This window comes from Hallerella succinigenes (assembly GCF_002797675.1).
GTDB lineage: Bacteria > Fibrobacterota > Fibrobacteria > Fibrobacterales > Fibrobacteraceae > Hallerella > Hallerella succinigenes.
The window spans coordinates 1,637,190-1,658,994 of record NZ_PGEX01000001.1 but is presented as its reverse complement, the minus strand read 5'-3'; the positions used below and the strand labels follow the sequence as shown (position 1 = coordinate 1,658,994).

Genomic DNA, 21,805 nt, shown 5'->3' with positions numbered 1-21,805 from the left:
TTCCGCGGTGCTTTTTATGTATTCAAAACCGCCGGCTATGCCGACGGGATTTTTATTCTTATAAATCCAGGATCAATGCGCGATACGGCCTTTCGCATCAAAATTTTGCACCGAGCTTCCCTTGGGGGTGCGAATTTCGACACTTCCACCATTCACAATGACTTTCACAAGCGAAGGCGATGCCGACGAAGCCCTTTTTCGATGGGAATAAATTGCCGAAGTCGTGTCCGCATAAATCGGGGCGATTGCTTCTGCCCACAAACGGTGCATTGCTGCGCCTCCGCCCGTTTCTCCATTCGGATGCACACCGTCGGAAGCTAAATATTCCGGATGTTCCTTAAAGAACGCATAAAAATCCGGGCCCTGATAAAGACCGTTTACCTGAATCAGGCTATCTTCCGCCGCGAGAAATTCCGGCGCGATTTGCCAGCCGGCCTTGCTTGAATCCGTTGCAAGCGTTCGAGCAAGAACCACAGAAATTCCATACGCCTTTGCGGCATCGATAATCGTCTGCAAGTTCTGGACATAGGTCGAAAGGTTCCACGTACCGCCGCCCCAGCCGTCATTCGTTCCCATTTCAATCGCCCAAAAATTCACGTTCCCAACCGCTTCCAAATACTCCGGCAAATGATTCACAATGTCTGTCGTATTAATGCAGGAGACGCCACCGCGAAGCATCGCCGGCGTAAAGTCCGGGAACTGCTCATGAATAAGCATTGCAGTCGTCTTGGTCGTATCCGAATCCTGCTGCTTGATCCCCATCGCCGAAATACTCGTCCCCATGAAAAACCAGGTATCGTTTTGGCCGTTGCTGATGTCAAAAACTTCTACTTCCAAAAACTGCCCCGCGTTATCGTCAGAAACCAAGCGGATCCACGACTTGCCTTCAAAATCTACCGCCACACCGCGCGCAAGCACTTGGTTTTGGGTGACGACATAAGCCGTATCCCAGTCACCGTCAAAGCCCGTGGTGCTGTTTGCCGAAGTCAAAATGGCGAAGTCCGTCAAAAGCGTTTTTGTATGCGGGCAAGCCAAAGCGAAATCCGCCCAGTCAATTCCGCCGAACGAATAAAGCTCCCAAGAAACAAACACCTTGGAAGGTCCTTCCCCAATATGAAGAGCCACATTCTTGGATTCCTTATATTTCCAATTCGTGAGACTCCCATCTGTCAGGTAAGCGCTCGAATCGTTTCCATCGACATAGGCCATCTTGCCTTGAGAAAGATTTTCATTCGGGAGAATGGCAAACGCCCAAGCCGCGCAAAAAAGCGGCAACGCTAAAAATTTCATACACAACCTAATTCCTTTCGCAAAGCACCTTTAACAATATATACTTTCCAAATACCATCCGATTCAGAAACTATCTTTGGAATCCACAAAAAAGGAGTTTCCGTGTTTAAACGAGTTTTCCGCATCTTGACGATCGTCCTTTTTATTTCGGCGGTTTCCGCCTTGGCTTCGGAACCCTCTTCGATTTACACGAAGATTACAGATTGGTACAGCGATAATTTGAACTACGGTTCCGTCGCCCTGCTGATGGCGATTGAAAGTTCCTTTATTCCGTTCCCGAGTGAAGTCGTGGTGCCGCCCGCCGCTTACAAGGCCCTACAGCCGGATTCCGGTTTGAACATCGTTCTGCTCGTTCTCGCGGCCACGTTCGGTGCGCTATGCGGAGCGTTCATCAACTATTTTCTCGCCAAGGTTCTCGGTCAGCCGATTATCTACAAGTTTGCGGACTCCCGTCTCGGTCACATGTGCCTGCTCGATTCTAAAAAAGTGGAACAGGCCGAAAAGTTTTTCCGCGACCACGGAGCCATTTCCACTTTCGTCGGCCGTTTGATTCCGGCAATCCGTCAGCTGATTTCGATTCCCGCAGGACTTTCGGGTATGAAGCTCAGCACCTTTGCTCTTTTCACCGCACTCGGCGCACTGGTCTGGAACATGGTCCTTGCCATTCTCGGCGTGATTGCCCACGGACAAAGCGATATCATCCAGAAGTACAATTCCGAGCTCTCGATGATTCTTTTAGGCCTTGCAGGACTCTTTGTCTGCTACATTCTGTACAAGGGCTTGAAAAAGAAAAAGTCCGTTCCGCAGAGCGCAGAACAGACTTCTGAAATTCAGAAAACGTAATTTTTTAGGACTTTAGAAATTGCAATTTTCCACGCAACGGTTGCGACGGAATTTTGCCGTGTGCACCACGATGCCCTTGTTGTACTTGTGGTAGATTCCTTCGCGGATTCCGTTCACAAATTCCATGTCTTCCGAAATCATGCCGTTCGCGTCGAACATGCGAGCGACCCCGTTGACATAACCTTTCACATAGGTCATTTCCGAACGGAGCGTTCCCGTCGAATCCCATTCCTTGGAAATGCCTTCCGGGATTCCCATGACAAAGGTATCCTGATTGCGGAGCTTTCCATTTTCATAGTAAGTCTTCGATACCCCGTGTTCTTTTCCCACGGCGTATTCCACTTCTTGCCAAAGTTGACCGTTCACATAGTAGCTCTTGTAAAGTCCGTCGAGCTTGCCGTCCAAGTAATTGGATTCAACGCCTAGCTTTCCGTTCGGATGATACGAAACAAAGTGGCCTTGGCGAATTTTTGTGTCTTTCTGCACGGTGTAAACTTCTTGCAACGTTCCATCTGCTGCACTCACACGGACCGTATCCAACGCATCCGCAGCTAACACATGGGATGCGAGCAAAAACAAGGCGATTATAGCGTACTTTTGCATTTCCATTTCACTATCCTACTTTCTTTTTAAAAATTAGAATGTATTTTGTGGGGGATTATGAAAGTTACCTTTTTAAATCCGCCATATTTCCCGATGTTTAGTCGGGAATCCCGGAGCCCGTGCGTGACCAAGTCCAGTACGCTTTATTGGCCGATGTTCTTGAGCTATGCAGCCGGAACCGTGGAAGCGGATAACAACGAAATTCAGCTGATCGACAGTCCTGCAATGGACCTCGACCTCGAAAAGACGGCCGCAGCCATCCGCGCCTTTGGCCCGGAACTGATCATCGCGAGCACCAGCACTCCGAGTATCATCAACGACCTTTCCGTCATCAAAACGCTCAAGGTTATGTTCAACGTTCCGACCGCCATCATGGGAACGCATGCGACAGCCGAACCGCTCGAATGCATGCAGATGGAACCGAACCTGGACTACGTCATCATCGGCGAAGCGGACTACACCTGCCGCAACCTGGTCAGGCACCTCCGCGGCGAAATCTCTCATCCCTCGGACATCGCAGGTCTCGCCTACCGCACACCGGAAGGCGGCGTCGACTTCCAGCCGGAAGGTCCAAAGATTTCAAACCTGAACGAGATTCCGTGGGTCAGCAAGACCTATTACAAGCATCTGTATTCTTGCTACAAGCGTTACTTCTACGGCGCAAACCTGAACCCGCTGATTGTGATTCTTTCCGGTCGTGGATGCCCAAACCGCTGCAGCTACTGCGTCATTCCACAAACGCTGAACGGTCACGTTTTCCGCATGCGCGATCCGAAGGATGTCGTCGACGAACTCGAATACATCAAGGAACATTTTGAAGACCTGGGCGAAGTCTTCTTCGAAGACGATACGTTCACCGCAAACCATCGCCATGTGAAGGAAATCTGCGAGGAAATTCTCCGCCGCGGACTGAAGATTACATGGAGCTGCAATGCCCGTGCCGACGTTCCGCTCGAACTTCTGAAGCTGATGCACAAGGCCGGCGGTCGTGAAATGTGCGTCGGTTTTGAAAGCGCAAGCCCGGATGTTTTGAAAAATATTCACAAGGGCGTGAAGAGCATCGACCGCGCTATCCAATTCACCAAGGACGCCCGCAAGGCAGGTTTCCTTGTGCACGGATGCTTCATGGTCGGAAACCTGGGCGACACCCCGGAAACTCTCCGCATGACCTTGGACTATGCGAAAAAACTGAACCCGAATACCGCCCAGTTCTACCCGATTATGGCTTATCCGGGAACCGAAGCTTACAAGGAAGCCGTCGCAAGCGGCGCCCTCGAAAGCACCGATTACAACCAGTGGCTTGACAAGGATGGTTTCCATCGCACAACGATCAAGCGACCGGGACTTTCGAGCCAGGCTCTCGTGGACTTCTGCGACAAGGCTCGCCGCGAATTCTATCTACGCCCGAGTTACATCATCCGTCAGGGCATCATGGCGATCAAGAATCCGAGAGAACGCTATCGCGTTTTCCGCGGTTTCAACACGCTCGTCAAGCACCTGTTCCGCAAGCACGGCGAACTGACTCCGATCGCCCGTCAAGCTCCGACGAACAAGCAGTAAGCGATTCCGTTTACAAAAGCGAAAGCCCGTTCACGCGAACGGGCTTTCGCTTTAAAAATATTTCTTACTTGGAAACTTTAGCAAAAGCGGCGTCGAGCTTTGCAATCGCTTCACGAGCTTCATTCGCAGAAACATTCAGCGGCGGAAGCATACGGAGAACGTTTCCCTTGGCAGAAAGCACCATCAGCTTTTCTTCGCGAGCTGCGGTAATCACGTTGCCCACCGGAAGATTTTCGTCCAAAGCGAGGCCGAGAATCAAGCCTTCGCCACGCACGGCGAGAATCGAAGTGTACTTTTCAGCGAGTTTCGAAAGGCCTGCCCGCAGCTCTGCAGAACGCTCTTCCACGTTTTTCAGCAACGCCGGCTGTGCAATCTGTTCCACAACGGAAAGGCCCGCCGCGCAAGCGATCGGGTTGCCGCCGAACGTCGTACCGTGATCACCCGGCTTCAGCTGATCGGCAATCTTCTGACGCAAAAGAACCGCACCGAGCGGAAGACCGCCGCCGATTCCCTTTGCCAAAGAAACGAGATCCGGATTCAGTCCGTACTTTTCAAAACCGAGGAACGTGCCGAGACGGCCCATGCCAGCCTGCACTTCATCGAGAATCACGAGAACGCCGTATTCCTTCTGCAGGCTGTTAATCGCTTCGACCATTTCCTTCGAAAGGGTCATCACGCCGCCTTCTGCCGCAAGGCTTTCGAGCATGATCGCACAAGAGTTGCCGTCAATTTCTTTTTTGAGCGCATCCACATCGTTCCAAGGAACGTGTACAAAATCACCCGGCATCGAACCGAAACCTTCACGAATGGAAGGCTGACCCGTTGCAGAAAGAGCGGCGAAAGTACGACCGTGGAAGCTGTTGATGAAAGTCACTATCTTCTGGCGATGCGCTTCACCCTTGCGATTGAAATACTTACGAGCGAACTTGATGCAGCCTTCGTTCGCTTCCGTTCCGGAGTTGCAAAAGAACGCCTTATCGAAGCCCGTGATTTCCAAGAGCTTCCTGCCGAGAGCGATCTGCGGGTAGTTCGGGTAAAGGTTGCTAATGTGGTTGAAATGGTTCAACTGTTCAACGATTGCAGCCTTGATGCCTGCATTCTGGTGACCGAGACCGTTCACGGCGATGCCCGCGACGAAGTCCAGATACTTGTCACCTTTGTCATCAAACAGATACGAGCCTTCACCCTTCACAAAATTGATATCGACCTTGCCGTAAAGCGGAGCAATGGTCGCCTGATCCTGTTCCAAAAGATTAGCGAAGGATTGTGCCATAGTTCAATTCTCCCTGAATTTGTTTCACAAACGTATCCGCATCCTTCCAGCCGAGAATGTGGATTTCACCGAGTCCGAGCTTGATCGCCTTGATGCTTTCCTTCACCTTCGGGATCATACCGCCACTAATCGTACCGTCGGCGATTAGAGCATCTACCTTGGCTTCGTCGAGACTCGAAACGAGATTCTTTTCCTTGTCGAGAACTCCCGGAACATCGCTCACAAGAAGGAACTTGTCTGCCTGGAGTGCAATGGCGAGTTCCGACGCCGCGGTATCCGCGTTCACATTCCAAGCGACACCTTCGCCGATGGAAATCGGGCTTACGACCGGCGTCCAGCCAGCCGTCCAAAGGTCCGTCACAATCTTCGGGTTGACCTTCGCGATATTGCCGACCTGGCCCAAGTCCACGCCGCCTTCACGTTTCTTCGCTTCAAAGAGCTTGCCGTCCACGCCAGAAATACCGATAGCGGATGCGCCTTCGTTTTCGAGCATGCGGACGAGCTTTTTGTTCACATGGCCAGAGAGAGTCATTTCGACCATCTTCATGATGCTCGGAGTCGTCACTCGCAGACCTTCGATAAATCGCGGTTCTTCGGAAAGAAGCGCAATGTTCTCGTTGATATCCTTACCACCGCCATGCACCACTGCCACCTGGAAATCCTGGGCAGAGAGCTTAGCGACCGCGCGAGTAAAATCCAGGAGCTTGGCCTCGTCGATTGCGAGACTGCCACCGATTTTAACGACGACTTTTTTCATTTCTCTGTGTACCTCTTTGTGATTTTGGAAACAAATTTATTTATAAATCCCCAAGTTTTGCACCTTATATTTTAAATGCGGAGCGTCAAACGGCATTTTCTCCGACACGGATTTTTGAGAATTTTCGCCTCCTTTTCCATGCAAGAATTACTATATTCAAAGAAACAACCACCCGAATGTGCTAGAATTCGTCGTTTTGGCACATTCATAACCAGAGGCAAGATCTATGGCAATTAAAAAGGTTTGGCTCGATGAATCCGCCAGCGAATGCATCTCTTGCGGCGCCTGCGAAGGTGTCTGCGACGCAGTGTTCTCCGTCCCCGAAAAAATGAAGGTGAACGAAGGCGTTGATTACAGCCAGTACGAAGAAGACATCAAGAACGCGGCAGAAGGCTGCCCGGCTCAGGTCATCAAGTACGAATAATCTTCTTTCCTAAGTCAAAAAAACAGAAAAGCGGCTCCCATCCAGGAACCGCTTTTCTGTTTTAAACAAGAGCATCAGTCCGGTAAATTCTTCGCCGCGTACTGGGTCTCATACTCCAAGCGCAACCATTCCGCAGACCGGGCCTTGCTCACCACGCGGACTTCATCCAACGACCCGTTCCACGTTTCATCTTCTACGTCATTACCGCCTACGCGGAACGGAAGGGCCATATCCAATTCTCGCGGCTGAAAGGCTATCGGCTCGCTGACCCGTTTACCGTTCACAAACATCGAAACGGAATCGTTCTTCGAAACGAGACTGAGCATTTTCCACTGCGTCGAATCCGCCTTCAAAGAAACTCCCGGCAAGGAATCCCAGTGCAGAACATCGTACACCGCAAACACACCGGAGTTCGCTTCAAAGTACCACTGGAAAAGAGTCGAGTCCGCCCAAGAAGCACGCTTGGCAAACAGAATCTGATGATTGCCGTTGTCGCCGTTCCACAATGCCCAAACGGAAAGCGTAAAATCCCCCGAACAAGGATTCATCGAATCGAGAGAAATATACTGCCCTGCGGAAAGCGTCGCCCCGTAACCGATGATTCCGTAAGCGGCATCGGAATCGGTCGCAGCATGAATCGTCGCGTCTCCATTCATGTGCAAACTTGCCATCACCGAATCCGCTTCTAGGAATGCTCCCTGCGGAGCCAAAGGCTTTTCCCGCAATGCGAGCGAAAGGTCCACCCGTTGCGTTCCCGCCGGCAAAGAATCCAGGCGCACCCAGAGCACTCCCTGCGATGCAGAAGGCGTCCAGTAGTCGACTTCAAAATTCAATTCCGCACCGTCTTCAGAAAGAACCTGAAAAGCTGCCGGATCCGAGAATTTTTCAAAATCGATTTTATCGTTGAACTTCACCGGAAGAACAAAGCCGTAAAGTGTTTCCATCGGAGCGCCCGAAAGTTCAACAGAAATTACCGTCAAAGAATCAGCTGGATCTGGAGCGGTGCCTTCCGGCACTTCCGCAATCACAAGAACAGAATCTCCATTTTCGGAAACGGCAAGCGGTGGAAGAAGCATTTCTGCCGAGTCCGACTCCGATGTTGCAAATTCATAATGCGCAAGGGATGCTCCATCCTTCACATAAACGAGCGAAAGCTCTCCATACGGCACTGCGTCAAACGCAAAGTTTCCATTTGAATCCAAAAAAGCTTCAAGGCTCGTACCGACAATACGCACCTTGCCCATCGTCTGTTCCGCGATTGAGCCCGTCAAAGACTTGGAGTTGCCTAGAATGTAATCCACCGAATCCTTCACCACACGGGCGAGATAATTTTCCGCATCCTTCGAGACATACAGCACCTGCATTTCACGTGGCACATCGTCCAAAGTAAAGCGTCCAAGGCTATCCGTCGCGGTTTCGATCGAGTCTAAAATTCCAGCGCTTTCCCAGGAATCCGCATAGGCAACAACACGGGCCGCAACCGCCGGCGTCACACCGTCCGCAAGCGTCACCGTACCTGCAATCGAATTTCCGATATCCGTTACGCCGCCCGCATTCCGGTGATCATCACTACAACTCACCCATACACCGCAAAGGATTACGAACAAACTAACAAAGCAATTTTTACTCAGCTTCATTTTTCGTCTCCTTCTCTAATTTTTTGCTCATCGGAAACGCAACGACCATCATCTCGTAAACCTTATCGACAATCGGATCATCCGATGCCTTTGCGATAATTTTCCGACGCGCTTCTTCCAAAACCTTCACCGCATAATCATAGGATTTTTCACTCATCGCGAGAGTAGTAAACGTTGCAAAACGTTCAGAAGGCTTTTTCGTTTCAACAGAACCGATCGCCTGCTGCACATATTCCCGGCGAATCTGACGCAAATCCATCGGAGAAACCTGTTTGGCGTCAAGCATCAAAGCGGTACTTTTGTACTTACCGGATTTATCCTTTTGAATCAGTCCCCAGCGGAGCATGTTATCGACAGCCACCCGGGCCTCTTCCGTCGAAATGGAAGGTTCCACAGACCGCGCCAAGTGCATCATGTCACCGTCAAAATCCGAATGCACCACGAGTTCTCGCAAAACCGGATAATACCACTTGGAAAAATATTCCTTCTGATCGTGGGAAACATGCGAGAATTCGTTCTGCGAACGGATCTGGATAATTTCATCCCAAGCACTTTCACGCTCATCACTGCGCTTTGCCTGATTGTATTCCACCAGGGCAGAAAAATATTTGGACTGCCGACGACCAAGGCCCATCGCCTTCGTCATTTTTTCAATGGATTTTGGCGTCAGATTGAAACGTCCACGAATCACGTTCAGGCAATAAGATGAAGAACGGAAGCCAGCCTTGGCTGCAAAAAAGCGATGCGAAAAAACGGCGCGCATCTTTTTCTGCTCGTCAAAATAATCTTGTAGAAAACGGCGGTAATCGTCGTAATCAAACAATTTATCTATCGCCGACATATCAAGTTCAAAAATAAATTTTTACACACTAAAAGTCAAAAACCTTAAGCAATACGCAAAAATAAAAAGAGCGCCCCTTCTCCGATTTATATAAAATTTTACACGGCTAGACCTTTGACTCGCCGTTCAACTAGATCCAAGTCACTTCATTGCCCTTGCGGTCCAACGCCTTGCGAAGCGGCAAACCGTCTTCCGTTTCCGGGTATCCGATAATTACCGACGCGTAAACCCGTTCATCTTCATGCATGCCGAGTTCCTGCAAGTACGCGAGCAGATCCGGATCTTCGTTCAGCCAGCGGAGCTGATTGATCCAACAGCTTCCCAAATCGAGTTCATTCGCTTCGAGCATCATGTTCTGGATTGCACAAGCGGTATCCGCCATGTTGTTGCCGTAATCCTTTTGATTCGCAACGATGATCAAAACCGGAGCGTCATAGCAAAAAACATAGCCGCCTTTTTTCGACTGCAAAATCGAATTGCGCAAGCTCTTGTACATGCCTTCCGTCACTTCCATTTTGGCAAAGGCTTTTTCCACCAGAGCTACGAGCTTTTGAATCACATCCTTTTTGAGAATCACAAAAAAGTGCGCGGACTGGTTATTTCCACCGCTCGGAGCAAAGCGCCCCGCTTCGATAACCTTTTGTACCTTTTCCAGTTCCACAGGGACCTGCTTGTAACGGCGGGTGCTACGACGGGAGTAAATGCAATCGAAGGTGTTCATTTCTTAAATATAGGTTTTGACTTGAGGGAGCAGTATGAGGTTTGGAGTGCGGAATATGGGGTATTCAAAATTCAGAAACCAAGCTCTGACTGAGGGTAGAGGTTCACTTTGTAAAAGTGTAAGTAAAAAATACAGATAATTGTTACATTTTAAACAGCTTAAAATCATCACAATGGAGAGAATATGAAACTTTTCACCTTGAAAAAAGTCGCTGCGGGCGCAGCTCTCTTGAGCCTTTTCGCCTGCGGAGAAGACAGCAGTTCGGGAAGCAAGGACCAGGACATCTTCAGCACGAAAGACGACCTACCCGAATGCACCGAGAAAATCGCCGGAGACACGCTCTACGTGGAAAGCGATTCCGCGGATTACTTTTGCGAAGACGGCAAATGGATTCTCGTTGGCGACACGACAGGAACGGACACCTCCGCAACGGATACTTCGGACGTTTCCTCCTCGTCGGGAAAGAAACCGAGTAGTTCCTCGGCTGCAGACACCATCTTGAGCAGCTCCAGCACCAAAGAAAGCAGTAGTTCCGCAACGGTTTCGAGCAGTTCGGCGACACCGAGGGAATATATTAAGCAATGCCCAAATGACACCATTTCAAACTCCTCGTTTTACATCGAAGGCGATTCGGTGGTTGTGGAGAAATTTCAACAAGCCAGCTATTACTCGGCTTTCATCGGCAACGCTTATCAGACGGACATCAAAGAGATGATTGAGCAAGCTGCATTGATGGAAAGCACATTGAACGATACTACGAAAGTTTGTGAAGAAAGCGACGAAGATGCTACTTCCATTTTGTGCGACATAGTAAAAAATGGCGGACATATTTCTCTAAGCATCGATTCCACCAAAGCTTATGGTCCCTGGGCGGTAACGCGCATAAAAATGCCGAACTCCCCGGCAAATATCAGCGCCATTACGCAATACTTGACCAAAGATGGAGAAGATCAGCTTTGCAACGTATATAAAGTGAATCTGTACGGCTGTTTGGATCAAACCATCGCCCCACAACCAAAGGCTCGCCTCTGGTCAAACGGACCGGGCAGCCCCGATGAGAAACTAAATCTGGAGCTTCAGTTTGCTTATCAAAATTATATAGTTGACCCTTAAAAAGTCACTTCGCGAGCGCAGGATAAGGAGGTTCGCCGTTTTTATTCACCCCTTCCCGGCAAAGGAAGCAACAGTATAGCCATTCCAACAGGACAAAAAAGCGCCTCATGGCCCTCTTGAAGTTGAACGCCGCTGCTGCAAGCTTTGCATTGAGCATGTCGCCAAAGATTCCCTTGTAGAAATTTCTACCCATACGGTGGTCGCTTTTCAGGTGGCCGTTGATAGGCTCGATGCCTGCCCTCTTGCAAAAAAGCTTGTGAGCCTTTTCCTTCTGGTAGTAAGTCGCGTTTTTCTTCGGGACGTCCGGTATCACGATCTTTGTCGTTCCGGATTCCTTTTGTCCGCGGTAGCCTCGGTCGCATGCGGCCTGGCTCGGCCTGAATCCAAGCATTTGTTCAACATGGTCAAGCGTATCGTCTATCGTATGTCCGTCATACTCGTCCCGGAACGAGACCGCGCCGACAATGATGCCGCTGTAGCTCCGGGCGATTGACACCTTGTTGCCGAACTCGTATTTCTTGTGTTCCTTGCCCTTGCCGATGCATTTTACTTCGGGTTCGTGAAGCGAATAGACCTTGTCCTTGTCGCATTTCTTCTGTGCCAGAACTTTTTTGAAAAGCTCGATTTTTTCTTTGTACGTGTTCAACAAGTTCTTGCTGGCGAGATTTCGCTCTAATTCACGGACGAGCCGTCCCGCGATTGTCTTCAGCCTGCGATCTGCCTTGTGAGCCTTCTTGCCGTTCTTCGGGTGATTGCGGAAACGCTGGTCACGATGGACCTTCTTCAAGGTTCTCTTGTAGGACTGTCTTTGCGGAAGATCATGCTCTTCCACGATCCTCTGTACCTGTTCTATTATCTTGTTCGCAAGTTTGGCGTCTGTAGGGAACGTGATGTTCTTTTCCTGCACGGTCGTGTCAAGAAAGACCGTGCCGCATCCTGTCGGTCCTTGTTTATCGTGGTCATCGTTGACGAGGATACTTTCCTTGAGGATCATGTCCATGCCCGCTTCGCCAATCATGTGCCGGAAGTGAACAAGTTCGCTCGGGTCGCAGGGTTGCTCCGTCGAGAAGAACCGTTCTCCGCAAAAATACTGGTAATAGGCGTTTTCCTGAAACTGCTCCACGACGGACTCGTCCGATACGTTGCGGATGTGCTTCAGGATGATGAGCCCGGTCATGAGACGGATCGGCTTGTTCGGCGCACCCATTTTGTCGTCAAACCGTTTCGAAAACTCGGTCTCGAACTTGTTCCAGTCAATCTTGTTCGCGAGAACGTAGAGGGAATGCTTGTGGTTCAACTGCTCCTCAAGGGAACAGAAAAGGCTTGTCTGTGCGTGGGATTTTGGCGGTCTGTACATAAAAAATTGCAAGGTTTTCAATCATATTTTAGAAAACCTTGCAATATTTTCACAGGGTAGAAATCAGTTTTTCCCAATAGTTATGCGGGCTGGGCGGGATTTTAAGGGACGACTATATAGAAAGCGAAAAAACCATTGTGGATGCAATTGACGATGCGAGCAACGCTGGCGATTGGGCCAAGGTGGCGGAGCTTACCGGTCTCAAATCCTCGCATCCCTATATGGAGTTGTTCAAAAATGCTAAGGTAAAAACTGGTTACGGCCATGGCTTTATAGAATTTTCATTCCTCGATGTGGATGTCTCTAAACAGTCCTTGGTGAAATCCATTATCCAGTCCGATTGTGAGGATATTGGCCACCACTGGATCATCCAGCATTTTTCTTCCTTCGGCAGTGCTTCGTCCTCCAGCAGCAGCGAGGAGCCTTCCAGCTCAAGCGCTGTGTTCTCCAGCAGCAGCGAGGTGCCTTTCAGCTCAAGCGTTGTGTTCTCCAGCAGCAGCGAGGTGCCTTTCAGCTCAAGCGTTGTGTTCTCCAGCAGCAGCGAGGTGCCTTTCAGCTCAAGCGCCGTGTTCTCCAGCAGCAGCGAGGTGCCTTCCAGCTCAAGCGCTGTGTTCTCCAGCAGCAGTGAGGAGCCTTCCAGCTCAAGCGCCGTGTTCTCCAGCAGCAGCGAGGTGCCTTTCAGCTCAAGCGTGATCGTGATGTCTTCCGCTTCGGAAGCGGTATTTAACGATGGACATTTGGACTTTTTGGAGGAGTTCGCCAATTTCTCGAAAAGCGATTTGTCTACCGTGGACACCACCATCTGGAAGGCGAGCAAGGGCTATTTGCAATTAGACGCCGCGTTGACAACATTTGTCAATTCATTAAAATCAGCATTGCAAAATGCGGACTATATGTTGGTAAGCGACAAAAGTGGCACAACAATCTATCAATTGGAAACATCCGATTATACATATCTCGTGGAAATCAAAATTACACCAAGTACTAAGGGAACTAGTGTCGTGATTAGCGCCCAAAAAATCAAAGTCTAGCCCAAAAGAAATTCGCATTTAATGTTCAAGGCTGCCCTCCGGGCAGCCTTTTTTGCGGAATACGCACAAAATAAATTCCAGTTCCCCGAAGGTAACCCATTGACGCCGAATTCGTTTAAGGGCAACGCATCGCGCAATTCCTTTCCGGCTTTTACGTCACGTTTACTTTCGCACATCCGCTTTCGTCATCAAGACAGCCGTTTCCAAATGCGGAGTTCCCGGAAAAAGATCCAGCGGTTGAATTTTCGAAACTTGATAATGGGCCATGCGCCACTGGTTTACGGAACGCGGTATTTCATCCGTACCGCAGAACACATGCAGAACGCGTTTCGGATTCCTTTTGGCAAGAGCCGAAATCACGCCCTGTTCCACGCCTTTGCGCGGCGGATCCAGTAGAATGACTTCCGGTTCGCGAAACTTCGGAATTTTCTTTTCCACAAATTCGGCGTCGATTTTTCCCGCAAGGAATTTCGCATTCATCCGTTTCAGGAATCGCGCACTGTTCTTCGCGTATTCAATCGAAGGGCCTTCCCATTCCACACCAAAAGTGGACTTCGCATTTTTGCCGATGCCAAGAGAGAAAAGTCCATAACCGCAGTAGAGATCAAGCATGTGCTCTTCCGCATTCGGTTGCAAAAGTTCCTTTGCCTTCGAAAGCAGATTCGGAATCTGCGATTCATTGATCTGGCTAAAGCCTGTAACCGGATACTTCAAACGGATATCGCCCAAGTCAAGCGAAAGATCCTTGGGGCCGTAAAGCGTTTTGAACGCAAGCGCGTTCGTCGGACGTCGGGCTTCCAGATAGTAGTCGGAACAGGTCGGGTCAAAGTAAACGTGAGCCGAAAAAACGCCGAGCTCCGAGGCGGTCAAATGTTCGCCCATGAGCTTCAACTTGCGCACCACAGAAGCGTTCATCTCATGCACGTTAAAGATGACCGTGCGACGCTTGTAAGAGCCTCGAATAATCAGCCAGTTCATCGCTTCGGCAAGAGCCTTAAAAACCGGCTTTTTCAAATAGCCTTCGACGAGCTTGTAAATGGCAAGATGTTCTTCCGGTTCAAGGGGTTCCGCATATTCCGAACGATCGTCTTCGCCAAATGCCAAAGAGAATTCACCGTTTTCAAAAATGGCGCGGCGTTTGGTCGTTGTGCGGTAATTTCTAGGAAGCGGGCTTGCGATCACTTCTTCCGGCGACGGTAAACCGTTTTTTTCGCAGAACAAGGCAAAGGCTTTGTTCTTCACTGCGAGTTCATCTTTATAATCCAAAATGGCAATCGAAAGAAGCGGAAGGCTCGAAAGAGTCTTCGGCATCGATTCCCGGAGAGCATTCGAAAAAGTGATCATGGTTCGTTCTTTGAAATAAGAATAACACGGATGCCGGTCGTTGTCGAAGCGTAATCCGGAAGATGTTTTTCATAGGCGTCCAAAGCGATTTCCTTCGCTACCGACGTCCAATTTCCGCCGCAGAGAGCCGTATCGTTTGTCCACTCGGCAACATTTCCGGAAACGTCATAAAGTCCCCAGGCGTTTGGCAACTTTTGCCCCACAAGCTGATACGCATCCGTCAAATTGTTGTACTGTGCATAATCCGAAGCTTTTGCCGTGCCCCAGTAATAAGTATCCAAAGACCCCGCACGAGCTGCCACCTGCCATTCCGCTTTTGTCGGAAGCCGAACGGCGTTCGCTTCTAAGTCCGTCCGGAGTCCCACAATTTTATTCCCCGCATTCACTGAGGTATAAGAATAAGCGGTGTCGAGTCCTAAATGTTTGGAAAACGCATTGGCAAAAAGAACAGCATCGTACCAGCTCACATTCGAAACCGGAAAAGAATCGCCTTTAGCTTTTACCATCTGCGTCGGAAGCGTTCCCATCAAAGCTTCGTAATCGGCTTGGGTAATTTCCGTTTGCGAAACCGAAAATTCAGAAGTTTTAATCCAAGAAACGGACAACGTTACCGAGCTCGAGGATGTGTTTGAACCCGAAGAACTGTTAGACCCCGAAGACGTTTCCATCGAAGAACTCGTGTTCGAAGCGGAACTCGTTTTGATGTCGCATTCCGGGCAATCCAAGCCGCCCGTTTCCCCGTTCGTCGGAGAAGAACAGGCGCCAAGCATGCTTACAAGAACAAAGGCGGCGACTTTGAATTTCCTGTTGCGCATCTTGCACCTCCGTCAGCGGACAACGCCTACGCGGTAGAGCTTTTCTTTCTTTTTGCCCGAGGTGAACTTCACCTTCAAACGCGCCGTGTAAACATCACTGCCCAAGCGAGAAATGTCCAACTGGTCTGCTTGATTTGCGCCCTTGCTAGCAGCCCCAAGTTTCTTCGAAAAAACGCAAAGGCCCGTGATGTCGTAAAATTCAAGTGTCGTAGACTTTGCATTCATGCCGAGCGTATAACGCACATTCGCGACACCTCCGCGCACCGGGTTCGGATACACAAAGAATTCTTCAATGCTTTCCACAGAATCGCTCGCCACAGGTTCCGGAAGCTTCGAAGCGTCAAAGAAGTTCGAGCGTTCATAACCAGCCCCCGGAATGCTCCAGGATCTTGCCATCACGTCCGAATGCGTCGAAGCCTTTGCCAGGTTATATCCCGAAGCGGAATGGCGCTGGAACGCATAAACCTGAGGCGTCGAAAGCGAATCCATCGTTTTGTCCACAAAGAACGTCAGCGGGTAAACCGTTTCGCCATATTCAAAGTTGCCCGCCGAAATCGGGAAGCCATCTGTAACAGCCTTGCCCTTGGAATTAAACGCCATCAGCATGCCGCCATTCGTTCCAATGAGAATTTCCGGAAGCGAATCCCCCGTCACATCCATCACCAGCGGATCCGAAAGGAAGGAATACTCCGGCAAATTCTTCGTTACCGTCACCGGGAAGCCCGAAAGCACAACGCCCGAACGGTCGAGAGCATAAACCAAATTGTAACCGACAAAGACCGCATCCGGATAACCGTCGCCATTCACGTCGCCAATGGCAATCGGAGAGGTTTCTTCATCCAAAGCGTTTTTTCCATCGTTTCCACGTTTCAAGGAACGCGGAGCAAAGAGGACCGTTGCGGAATCGTTTGCTCGGACCATCGTCGCATAGCCGCGACTGCCGAGCACAAACATTTCAGAACGGCCGTCGCGGTCAAAGTCCGAGCACGCAACGCGGAAGCTCTGCTTTTTCACGCTGATCCAATTCTGATTCGCAATCTTCGGAGAGGCGAGCTTTTGCACACGGCCTTCATCGCCTTTGTACAGCGCCATTTCTGCATTCCTACCGACGAGAGCGATGTTGTCTGATTCCCCGTCCGGGCAAAGCGCCATATCATGCGGAATAAAGTTTTGCGGCAAGTTAAAGGATTCCACTTTCGAAAGGTTCGAAGTTTTGAAGCGGTAAAGCTTGTTCGAGTCCGCAGCATAGACGTAACCGTTTCGAATCATCGGCCCGATTACAGGCGCCTTCAGCGAAGCGAGTTCGCGGTCATACTGAACCTGATCGATTGCAGAGGAAAGCACGGTGCGAACGAGACCTTTCTTTTGATGCAAGCTGAACACGGAATCCTTCACCGCTGCTATGCCGATGAGATTTCCATAAGAGCTTCCCAAGCGGTAGAGCGAAACCGTTTCTGTCGAATCTGCATTCGAAAGGATCGACGTCTTGACGGTCGTATCGCTTTCCATCAAAGCGCTTCCCGAAGCCGTCATCACCTGAAGCGTTCCGTCCGCCGCGCCAAAGACGATCAACTTTTCGCCTTCACCGACCGCCATGCCTTCCGGATAATCGAGCGCCACAGCGCCACGGACAGCCGCATTCAAACCGACATTCTTCGGGAACTCGGAGCCGGAAATCAAAGAATTCGAAGCCCAGGAAATCGTCACCGGAATCGAAGCGGCGGCAAAGTTCACCACGCTATCACCCATAAAAGCGTTTGCCGTTTTTTCCTTGTGATAACCCTTCGCCTTTTTCGCGGTCACGGTAATGCCCGTATAGCCGCCTGTTGTCGTCGCCGTATTGCCGTAGCCCGAAGGTTTAATCGACCAGACCGTATCCTTTGGCGAATCTTTACCCTGCCGCACATGCGGAATCAAATCCGAACCGGAACCGTAATCATAGGTATCCTGGCCGAGCGCATTCTTGAACGTTTTACCGATCGAAAGAATGCCGTCCGCTTCCGCAAGCATAATGCCATACTGGTGATCGCGCACCGTATCGCCGCCCCAGAAGTTCGCAACGCCATAGGGCAAGCCTTCCCTCAAATACCAATCGTTCACCTTCCATACGGCGATGCCGCTCGAAGGAATTCCCGCGTCAAAAGAAGAAAGGTTCACAATCACACCGTTCAGCTTCTTCTTGTTCTTCACGCAATTCTTCCCCTTCGAATCGCAAGTGCTGTCTTCAAAGGCAACGTGCAAACTATCGACCGGGTAAACCTTCGTCACGATTTCATAATCCGCTTCCGCTGCCACATCCGAAGCCGGTACATACGAAACCGCAATCCTTGCCGAATCGCCCAGCGAACGCTCCCGGTTTTCAATCAACAGATATTCATTCGAAGAAAGCGGAACCTTCACCACTTCCGTTCCGTTTCCAGAGCCCGCCGCCACGATATTCTCCGTAATCGAACCCGAGCTCGGCGGATAAACCGTCACAGGCTTCGTCCAGCCCATGTAAGAACGCACCCATGCAGAAGGCAAAACAGGAAAAAAGCCGTTGCCCGCATTGTAACCGGCAAAGTCCATCACATCAAAATAGCCCAAACGGGAAATTCCCTGCACCACATCATAGGTATTCGGCATGCCGAGTTCTCGACCGATCTGGTAAACGATTGTCCCGTTAATGCCCCAGTTCAAACCATCCTGCGAAGCGGTTTCGCTCGTCACCATCATCGTCTTCAGCGTATCGAACGTCGCATTCGGAATGATCATGCCATTCAAATCCTTGGCACAGTTTCGGGTCGTATCCGTCGAATCGAGATAGCTCCAAAAATTCTGCGTCACATAGACGTCCATGAAATCGCCTTGGGTATCCGCATTATTCGTTCCCATGCTGCCGCCGTCGAGCAAACGGCTCGCGCCCGCATGAATAATCATAAAGGCTCGCTTGGTATTCGAATTCTTGGACTGCGGAACGATAAACGGATTGTCAAGCGTATCCTTCGACTGGTTCGCTTCAGTGACCGCGTCCCAAATAAAATTCATGTAGTCACGGCTACGGGCTTCATCAAACTCCGCGGTCTTTTCGCCTTTCTTTTTGGCGGTACGGTTGTAATCGATAATGTAATGGTCAACGGTATAAGGCTCTCCACTCGGAAAAATTCGAGCCTTGATCACCAGGTTTCCGTTGCTCACCGCCTTGTAATAATTATTTGCAAAATCAAAATGCTTTTGCCAGTACGCGGCACTCGCACGGTGACCGCTCGGATCCAAGCTGTAGTTCGCATTGGAAGTATCACTGTCCGAGTCAAAACGACCCGTTCCCGTCGTCAAGGAATTGTCCGGAGATTCCTGCAAGAACTGCACACGCAACGCAAAAATTTCAAGCGTGTCCACCGCAAAGGAAGACGCAAAAAGGGCGAGCCAGGCGAAAAAGAAAAAACGTCTCATATTCAAAAACTACAAAATCCTAATCTTTCAAAAGTTGATAATTTTCGGGAACCGGCAGGCGCCACGTACCGCTTCCCCATTCCGCATCCGTTTGGACCTTTTTAATGCGAATGGAAAGTACGTTTCGTCCTTCTCGATAAGCACGCGTTTCCGCAGGCGCCACTAGAGTTCCAAATTCTGCATAATCGACAAATTCCAAGCGTTCCGGCCCTTGAGAAAGTTCCACAATGCGACCGTCCGCATTCCGCGTCGCCACAAAAGGCATTCCAAAGGCATTTGTCCCGTAGATTTTCTGATTCTCTAAAGAATCCAGAGTTGAATCGATCGTTCCGCCGTGGGGCAAAGTGACTCCCCAGAAGAAAGCCGCAATCTGGTGAATGTCAAAGACCGGAATCCCAGCAAAGCCACCGAGTACGTAGCCCTTGCCGACCGCATAAGTCTTTCGCGTCGAAACCGTCAAGGTCCAACCCGTATCGCTCCACAGAACAGAAGCGACGCCAATGCCCATCGGCCCCGAAAATTCCATGCGATAACGCTTGTACGGCACCGCAAACAAAACGCCCGAAAGCGAATGCGAACCTTCCACGGAATCGTTCACTTCAATCGAGAATTTTGCCTTGAGACTGTCCGGAAGGTGCACTTCCAAAGATTCTGCGGGTCCCTTTGCCAAACGCGGTCCGCAACCGATAAACATCCAAGCAAGAGCAAAGATCGCGAGTAAAGGGAAGAACTTTTTCAAGGCGTTTTACCGGAATCCTTTTCTGCAGCGGGAACCTTGGCGGGTTCGTTCGCAGGTACTGTTTTTGCGTCCTCGGCAAGCTTTTCCACAGACTCTTCTTCTTTGGATTTTTGAATCGCCTGCTTCAAAACTTCAATCTGCTTCTTCGCATTTTCATTCTTCGGATCGATATTCAGAACGCGCTGGTAATAATCCAAAGCTCGCTTATTCAAAGAAAGCGCCTGGCAGATTGCAGCGAGGTGCGAATAAATCGAAGTATCCTGGTAGAACATTTCCTTCAGCGAATCTTCCGCTGTTTCCACCTGTTCCATCATCATTAACGCTTCCGGATACTTGCCCAAGCGATACAAAGCCCAACCCTTCGAATCCATATATGCCACATTCGACGGACTCAATTTCAAAGCTTCATCGATCAGGGAGCTTCCCCATTTCAATTCTTCAGCGTTGCGATTCAAGTCCACGAGGTAATAGCCCAAGTGATTCTTCGCCATCGCATCTTGCGGATACTTTTCAAAAATCTTCTTGAAGACGACAATCGCGGAATCGATCTGCTGGAGCATCAAAAGATTCGAACCGTAGGCAAAGAGCAGGTTCTGCGATTCACCGCCGATCTTGGCCGCTTCCAAATAATGGTCGTCCGCTTTTTTACGGTAAAGCTTCGCCTGGTCCAATTTTTCCGGAGTCGTCGGAGAGCGTTCCAGTTCTTCCGCATTCATCTGCAAGAAGGAGCCATATTCATAATGCACGCTCGCCACGTCGAGGGTCGCCGCCGCATCGAATTTGCGAAGCTCTTCCAAGTCGCCCGATTCCTGCACCTTGGCGCGGAGAGTATCCAGTTTCGGACTAGGAAGCAACGCTTTGTCTAAAACCTTGTAAGCCTTCTGATAAGCCTTTGCATTCGCATAGCGCACAAGCAATGCGTTGCGATAAGCGATAGGCTCATGTTCATAAGCCTTTTCCAAATATTCCAAAGCCTTGACGGAATCCTTATCTTCCATCGCATAGGCGCTGAGCATGCCATAGGCACTTGCCGCATACTTATCCGCTGTCGAAAGGCGCTTCCAGTGAACCAAAGCCTGGTCCTTCTTTTCGAGTTTCGTTTCTAGCAGGGCGAGATTCATCAAAACGTGAAGTCTATCCGGATGACGCTTGTAAATTTCCTTCAAGGAATCCACCATCACGGAATCCTGATTGAGCCCGATATAAGCTGCCGTCAAAAAGGCGATCGAAAGGGAGTCATCTGCAAAAGCCGAATCCGCGCGGAATTCATTCACACGCCCCACCGCTTCTTCAAAGCGTTTCATGCCAAACAGCAGACGGATCTGATTTTCCAAAAAGATGCGGTCCCCGCGGGCTTCATAGGCTTCCCCAAAAAGGTCCGCCAACGCCGAATCCTTTTTCGCATTCGCAAGCAGAGAAATCTGGCGTTCGAGCATCGACTGCGGATATCCAATCTGCGGCAAAAGGATTCCATAAACGCGAATCAGTTCATCGTAATTGTGAACGATTTCAAGCAGCAAAGAATATTCGTATGCGGCGTGAACGTTCTGGTCACTCGAATCGAGTGCCTTCTTATAATAGACAAGCGCACTGTCCAGATTCGACTGTTCGCTATACACGCGCCCTAAAAGCGCGTACTGATTGCTCGTCCGTTTGCCTTTCAAATTTTTGGCTTTTTCTGCAAGGGCTGCCGCTTCTGCAGAGCCTCCGCGCATTTTCATCAATTCCAAAACGGAGAAAGCCAAATAGCGGTTTTCCGGATCCGCTTCATACGCATGGCGCATGAACTGTTCCGCAAGCGCATATTCCCCTTGATTCTGCAAAGCGAGAGCGCGCAAATAGGAACTGTGCGCTATCTGCAAACGCAAAAGTTCCGCACTGTCCATTTTGACCGGGTAACGCGGCTTCTTCGCTTCTTCTTGCGTCGAATTTGCAGGCGCCTGCCGCACCGCGACCTGTTTCGAACCGCTACAGGCTACAATGGCTAAGCTCAGCAAAAAAAATGCGAGAAGCTTCAGACGCATG

18 protein-coding genes are annotated in these 21,805 nt (G+C 50.1%); 4 read left to right on the top strand and 14 right to left on the bottom strand.

Going from position 1 to position 21,805, the window contains the following annotated elements; genetic code table 11:
- Window positions 1-72 precede the first annotated feature (72 nt).
- Window positions 73-1,290: an SGNH/GDSL hydrolase family protein gene (locus BGX16_RS07595; RefSeq protein ID WP_100425510.1), complete on the bottom strand. Its 1,218-nt coding sequence runs from the start codon at window positions 1,288-1,290 to the stop codon at window positions 73-75.
- A 183-nt stretch (window positions 1,291-1,473) separates the two neighbouring features.
- Here BGX16_RS07595 and BGX16_RS07590 point away from each other — a divergent pair, with 183 nt between their 5' ends.
- Complete coding sequence (locus BGX16_RS07590) at window positions 1,474-2,133, top strand: DedA family protein (RefSeq protein ID WP_420866608.1); 660 nt, start codon at window positions 1,474-1,476, stop codon at window positions 2,131-2,133.
- 12 nt (window positions 2,134-2,145) lie between these two features.
- Here the strand turns inward: BGX16_RS07590 and BGX16_RS07585 are convergent, their stop codons facing one another.
- Window positions 2,146-2,736: a toxin-antitoxin system YwqK family antitoxin gene (locus BGX16_RS07585; protein WP_198514881.1), complete on the bottom strand. Its 591-nt coding sequence runs from the start codon at window positions 2,734-2,736 to the stop codon at window positions 2,146-2,148.
- Between the two features lie 123 nt (window positions 2,737-2,859).
- Between BGX16_RS07585 and BGX16_RS07580 the strand changes: the two genes are divergently transcribed.
- The gene (locus BGX16_RS07580; RefSeq protein ID WP_241899492.1) at window positions 2,860-4,296 is read left to right on the top strand and encodes a B12-binding domain-containing radical SAM protein; all 1,437 of its coding nucleotides are present in this window, start codon (window positions 2,860-2,862) and stop codon (window positions 4,294-4,296) included.
- 64 nt (window positions 4,297-4,360) lie between these two features.
- Here the strand turns inward: BGX16_RS07580 and BGX16_RS07575 are convergent, their stop codons facing one another.
- Together BGX16_RS07575 and argB are read right to left on the bottom strand one after the other, a co-directional pair.
- Window positions 4,361-5,569, bottom strand: a complete 1,209-nt coding sequence (locus tag BGX16_RS07575) for an aspartate aminotransferase family protein (RefSeq protein ID WP_100425506.1) — start codon at window positions 5,567-5,569, stop codon at window positions 4,361-4,363.
- Entirely contained in the window at window positions 5,550-6,326 is a 777-nt protein-coding gene (gene argB / locus BGX16_RS07570) for an acetylglutamate kinase (RefSeq protein ID WP_100425505.1), read from the bottom strand. The genes BGX16_RS07575 and argB overlap by 20 nt, the downstream gene beginning before the upstream one ends.
- A 226-nt stretch (window positions 6,327-6,552) precedes the next feature.
- On the opposite strand from argB, the gene BGX16_RS07565 reads away from it, so the two are divergent.
- Entirely contained in the window at window positions 6,553-6,750 is a 198-nt protein-coding gene (locus BGX16_RS07565; protein ID WP_100425504.1) for a ferredoxin, read from the top strand.
- 74 nt (window positions 6,751-6,824) lie between these two features.
- Here the strand turns inward: BGX16_RS07565 and BGX16_RS07560 are convergent, their stop codons facing one another.
- The 3 genes from BGX16_RS07560 to BGX16_RS07550 form a co-directional block, all read right to left on the bottom strand.
- Window positions 6,825-8,387: a LamG domain-containing protein gene (locus BGX16_RS07560; RefSeq protein ID WP_100425503.1), complete on the bottom strand. Its 1,563-nt coding sequence runs from the start codon at window positions 8,385-8,387 to the stop codon at window positions 6,825-6,827.
- Entirely contained in the window at window positions 8,374-9,228 is an 855-nt protein-coding gene (locus BGX16_RS07555) for a TIGR02147 family protein (RefSeq protein WP_100425502.1), read from the bottom strand. Before BGX16_RS07555 ends, BGX16_RS07560 begins: the two co-directional genes overlap by 14 nt.
- A 130-nt stretch (window positions 9,229-9,358) precedes the next feature.
- Window positions 9,359-9,949, bottom strand: coding sequence for a nitroreductase family protein (locus BGX16_RS07550; protein WP_100425501.1), 591 nt, complete (start codon window positions 9,947-9,949; stop codon window positions 9,359-9,361).
- Window positions 9,950-10,132: 183 nt separating this feature from the next.
- On the opposite strand from BGX16_RS07550, the gene BGX16_RS07545 reads away from it, so the two are divergent.
- Window positions 10,133-11,062 carry a hypothetical protein gene (locus BGX16_RS07545; RefSeq protein WP_100425500.1) on the top strand — a complete coding sequence of 310 codons (930 nt, stop codon included), beginning with the start codon at window positions 10,133-10,135 and terminating at the stop codon, window positions 11,060-11,062.
- 4 nt (window positions 11,063-11,066) lie between these two features.
- On the opposite strand, the gene BGX16_RS07540 is transcribed toward BGX16_RS07545, so the two are convergent.
- The 7 genes from BGX16_RS07540 to BGX16_RS07500 form a co-directional block, all read right to left on the bottom strand.
- On the bottom strand, window positions 11,067-12,419 hold the full coding sequence (locus BGX16_RS07540) for an IS5 family transposase (RefSeq protein WP_198514820.1): 1,353 nt from the start codon (window positions 12,417-12,419) through the stop codon (window positions 11,067-11,069).
- A 256-nt stretch (window positions 12,420-12,675) separates the two neighbouring features.
- Window positions 12,676-13,236 carry a hypothetical protein gene (locus tag BGX16_RS07535; protein WP_157797926.1) on the bottom strand — a complete coding sequence of 187 codons (561 nt, stop codon included), beginning with the start codon at window positions 13,234-13,236 and terminating at the stop codon, window positions 12,676-12,678.
- A 376-nt stretch (window positions 13,237-13,612) separates the two neighbouring features.
- Entirely contained in the window at window positions 13,613-14,794 is a 1,182-nt protein-coding gene (locus BGX16_RS07520; protein ID WP_100425496.1) for a class I SAM-dependent RNA methyltransferase, read from the bottom strand.
- Complete coding sequence (locus tag BGX16_RS07515) at window positions 14,791-15,609, bottom strand: formylglycine-generating enzyme family protein (protein WP_100425495.1); 819 nt, start codon at window positions 15,607-15,609, stop codon at window positions 14,791-14,793. The genes BGX16_RS07520 and BGX16_RS07515 overlap by 4 nt, the downstream gene beginning before the upstream one ends.
- Before the next feature lie 12 nt (window positions 15,610-15,621).
- Window positions 15,622-19,041, bottom strand: a complete 3,420-nt coding sequence (locus tag BGX16_RS07510) for an FG-GAP-like repeat-containing protein (protein WP_100425494.1) — start codon at window positions 19,039-19,041, stop codon at window positions 15,622-15,624.
- Window positions 19,042-19,060: 19 nt separating this feature from the next.
- Window positions 19,061-19,780, bottom strand: a complete 720-nt coding sequence (locus BGX16_RS07505; protein ID WP_100425493.1) for a hypothetical protein — start codon at window positions 19,778-19,780, stop codon at window positions 19,061-19,063.
- Entirely contained in the window at window positions 19,777-21,804 is a 2,028-nt protein-coding gene (locus tag BGX16_RS07500) for a tetratricopeptide repeat protein (protein ID WP_100425492.1), read from the bottom strand. The genes BGX16_RS07505 and BGX16_RS07500 overlap by 4 nt, the downstream gene beginning before the upstream one ends.
- Window position 21,805: the final 1 nt, after the last annotated feature.

What these genes read in the sequence shown, in the direction of transcription:
- BGX16_RS07595 (WP_100425510.1), bottom strand. Translation starts at nt 1,290, where the DNA reads ATGAAATTTTTAGCGTTGCCGCTTTTTTGCGCGGCTTGGGCGTTTGCC.
- BGX16_RS07585 (WP_198514881.1), bottom strand. Translation starts at nt 2,736, where the DNA reads ATGCAAAAGTACGCTATAATCGCCTTGTTTTTGCTCGCATCCCATGTG.
- BGX16_RS07575 (WP_100425506.1), bottom strand. Translation starts at nt 5,569, where the DNA reads ATGGCACAATCCTTCGCTAATCTTTTGGAACAGGATCAGGCGACCATT.
- argB (WP_100425505.1), bottom strand. Translation starts at nt 6,326, where the DNA reads ATGAAAAAAGTCGTCGTTAAAATCGGTGGCAGTCTCGCAATCGACGAG.
- BGX16_RS07565 (WP_100425504.1), top strand. Translation starts at nt 6,553, where the DNA reads ATGGCAATTAAAAAGGTTTGGCTCGATGAATCCGCCAGCGAATGCATC.
- BGX16_RS07560 (WP_100425503.1), bottom strand. Translation starts at nt 8,387, where the DNA reads ATGAAGCTGAGTAAAAATTGCTTTGTTAGTTTGTTCGTAATCCTTTGC.
- BGX16_RS07555 (WP_100425502.1), bottom strand. Translation starts at nt 9,228, where the DNA reads ATGTCGGCGATAGATAAATTGTTTGATTACGACGATTACCGCCGTTTT.
- BGX16_RS07550 (WP_100425501.1), bottom strand. Translation starts at nt 9,949, where the DNA reads ATGAACACCTTCGATTGCATTTACTCCCGTCGTAGCACCCGCCGTTAC.
- BGX16_RS07545 (WP_100425500.1), top strand. Translation starts at nt 10,133, where the DNA reads ATGAAACTTTTCACCTTGAAAAAAGTCGCTGCGGGCGCAGCTCTCTTG.
- BGX16_RS07540 (WP_198514820.1), bottom strand. Translation starts at nt 12,419, where the DNA reads ATGTACAGACCGCCAAAATCCCACGCACAGACAAGCCTTTTCTGTTCC.
- BGX16_RS07520 (WP_100425496.1), bottom strand. Translation starts at nt 14,794, where the DNA reads ATGATCACTTTTTCGAATGCTCTCCGGGAATCGATGCCGAAGACTCTT.
- BGX16_RS07515 (WP_100425495.1), bottom strand. Translation starts at nt 15,609, where the DNA reads ATGCGCAACAGGAAATTCAAAGTCGCCGCCTTTGTTCTTGTAAGCATG.
- BGX16_RS07510 (WP_100425494.1), bottom strand. Translation starts at nt 19,041, where the DNA reads ATGAGACGTTTTTTCTTTTTCGCCTGGCTCGCCCTTTTTGCGTCTTCC.
- BGX16_RS07500 (WP_100425492.1), bottom strand. Translation starts at nt 21,804, where the DNA reads ATGCGTCTGAAGCTTCTCGCATTTTTTTTGCTGAGCTTAGCCATTGTA.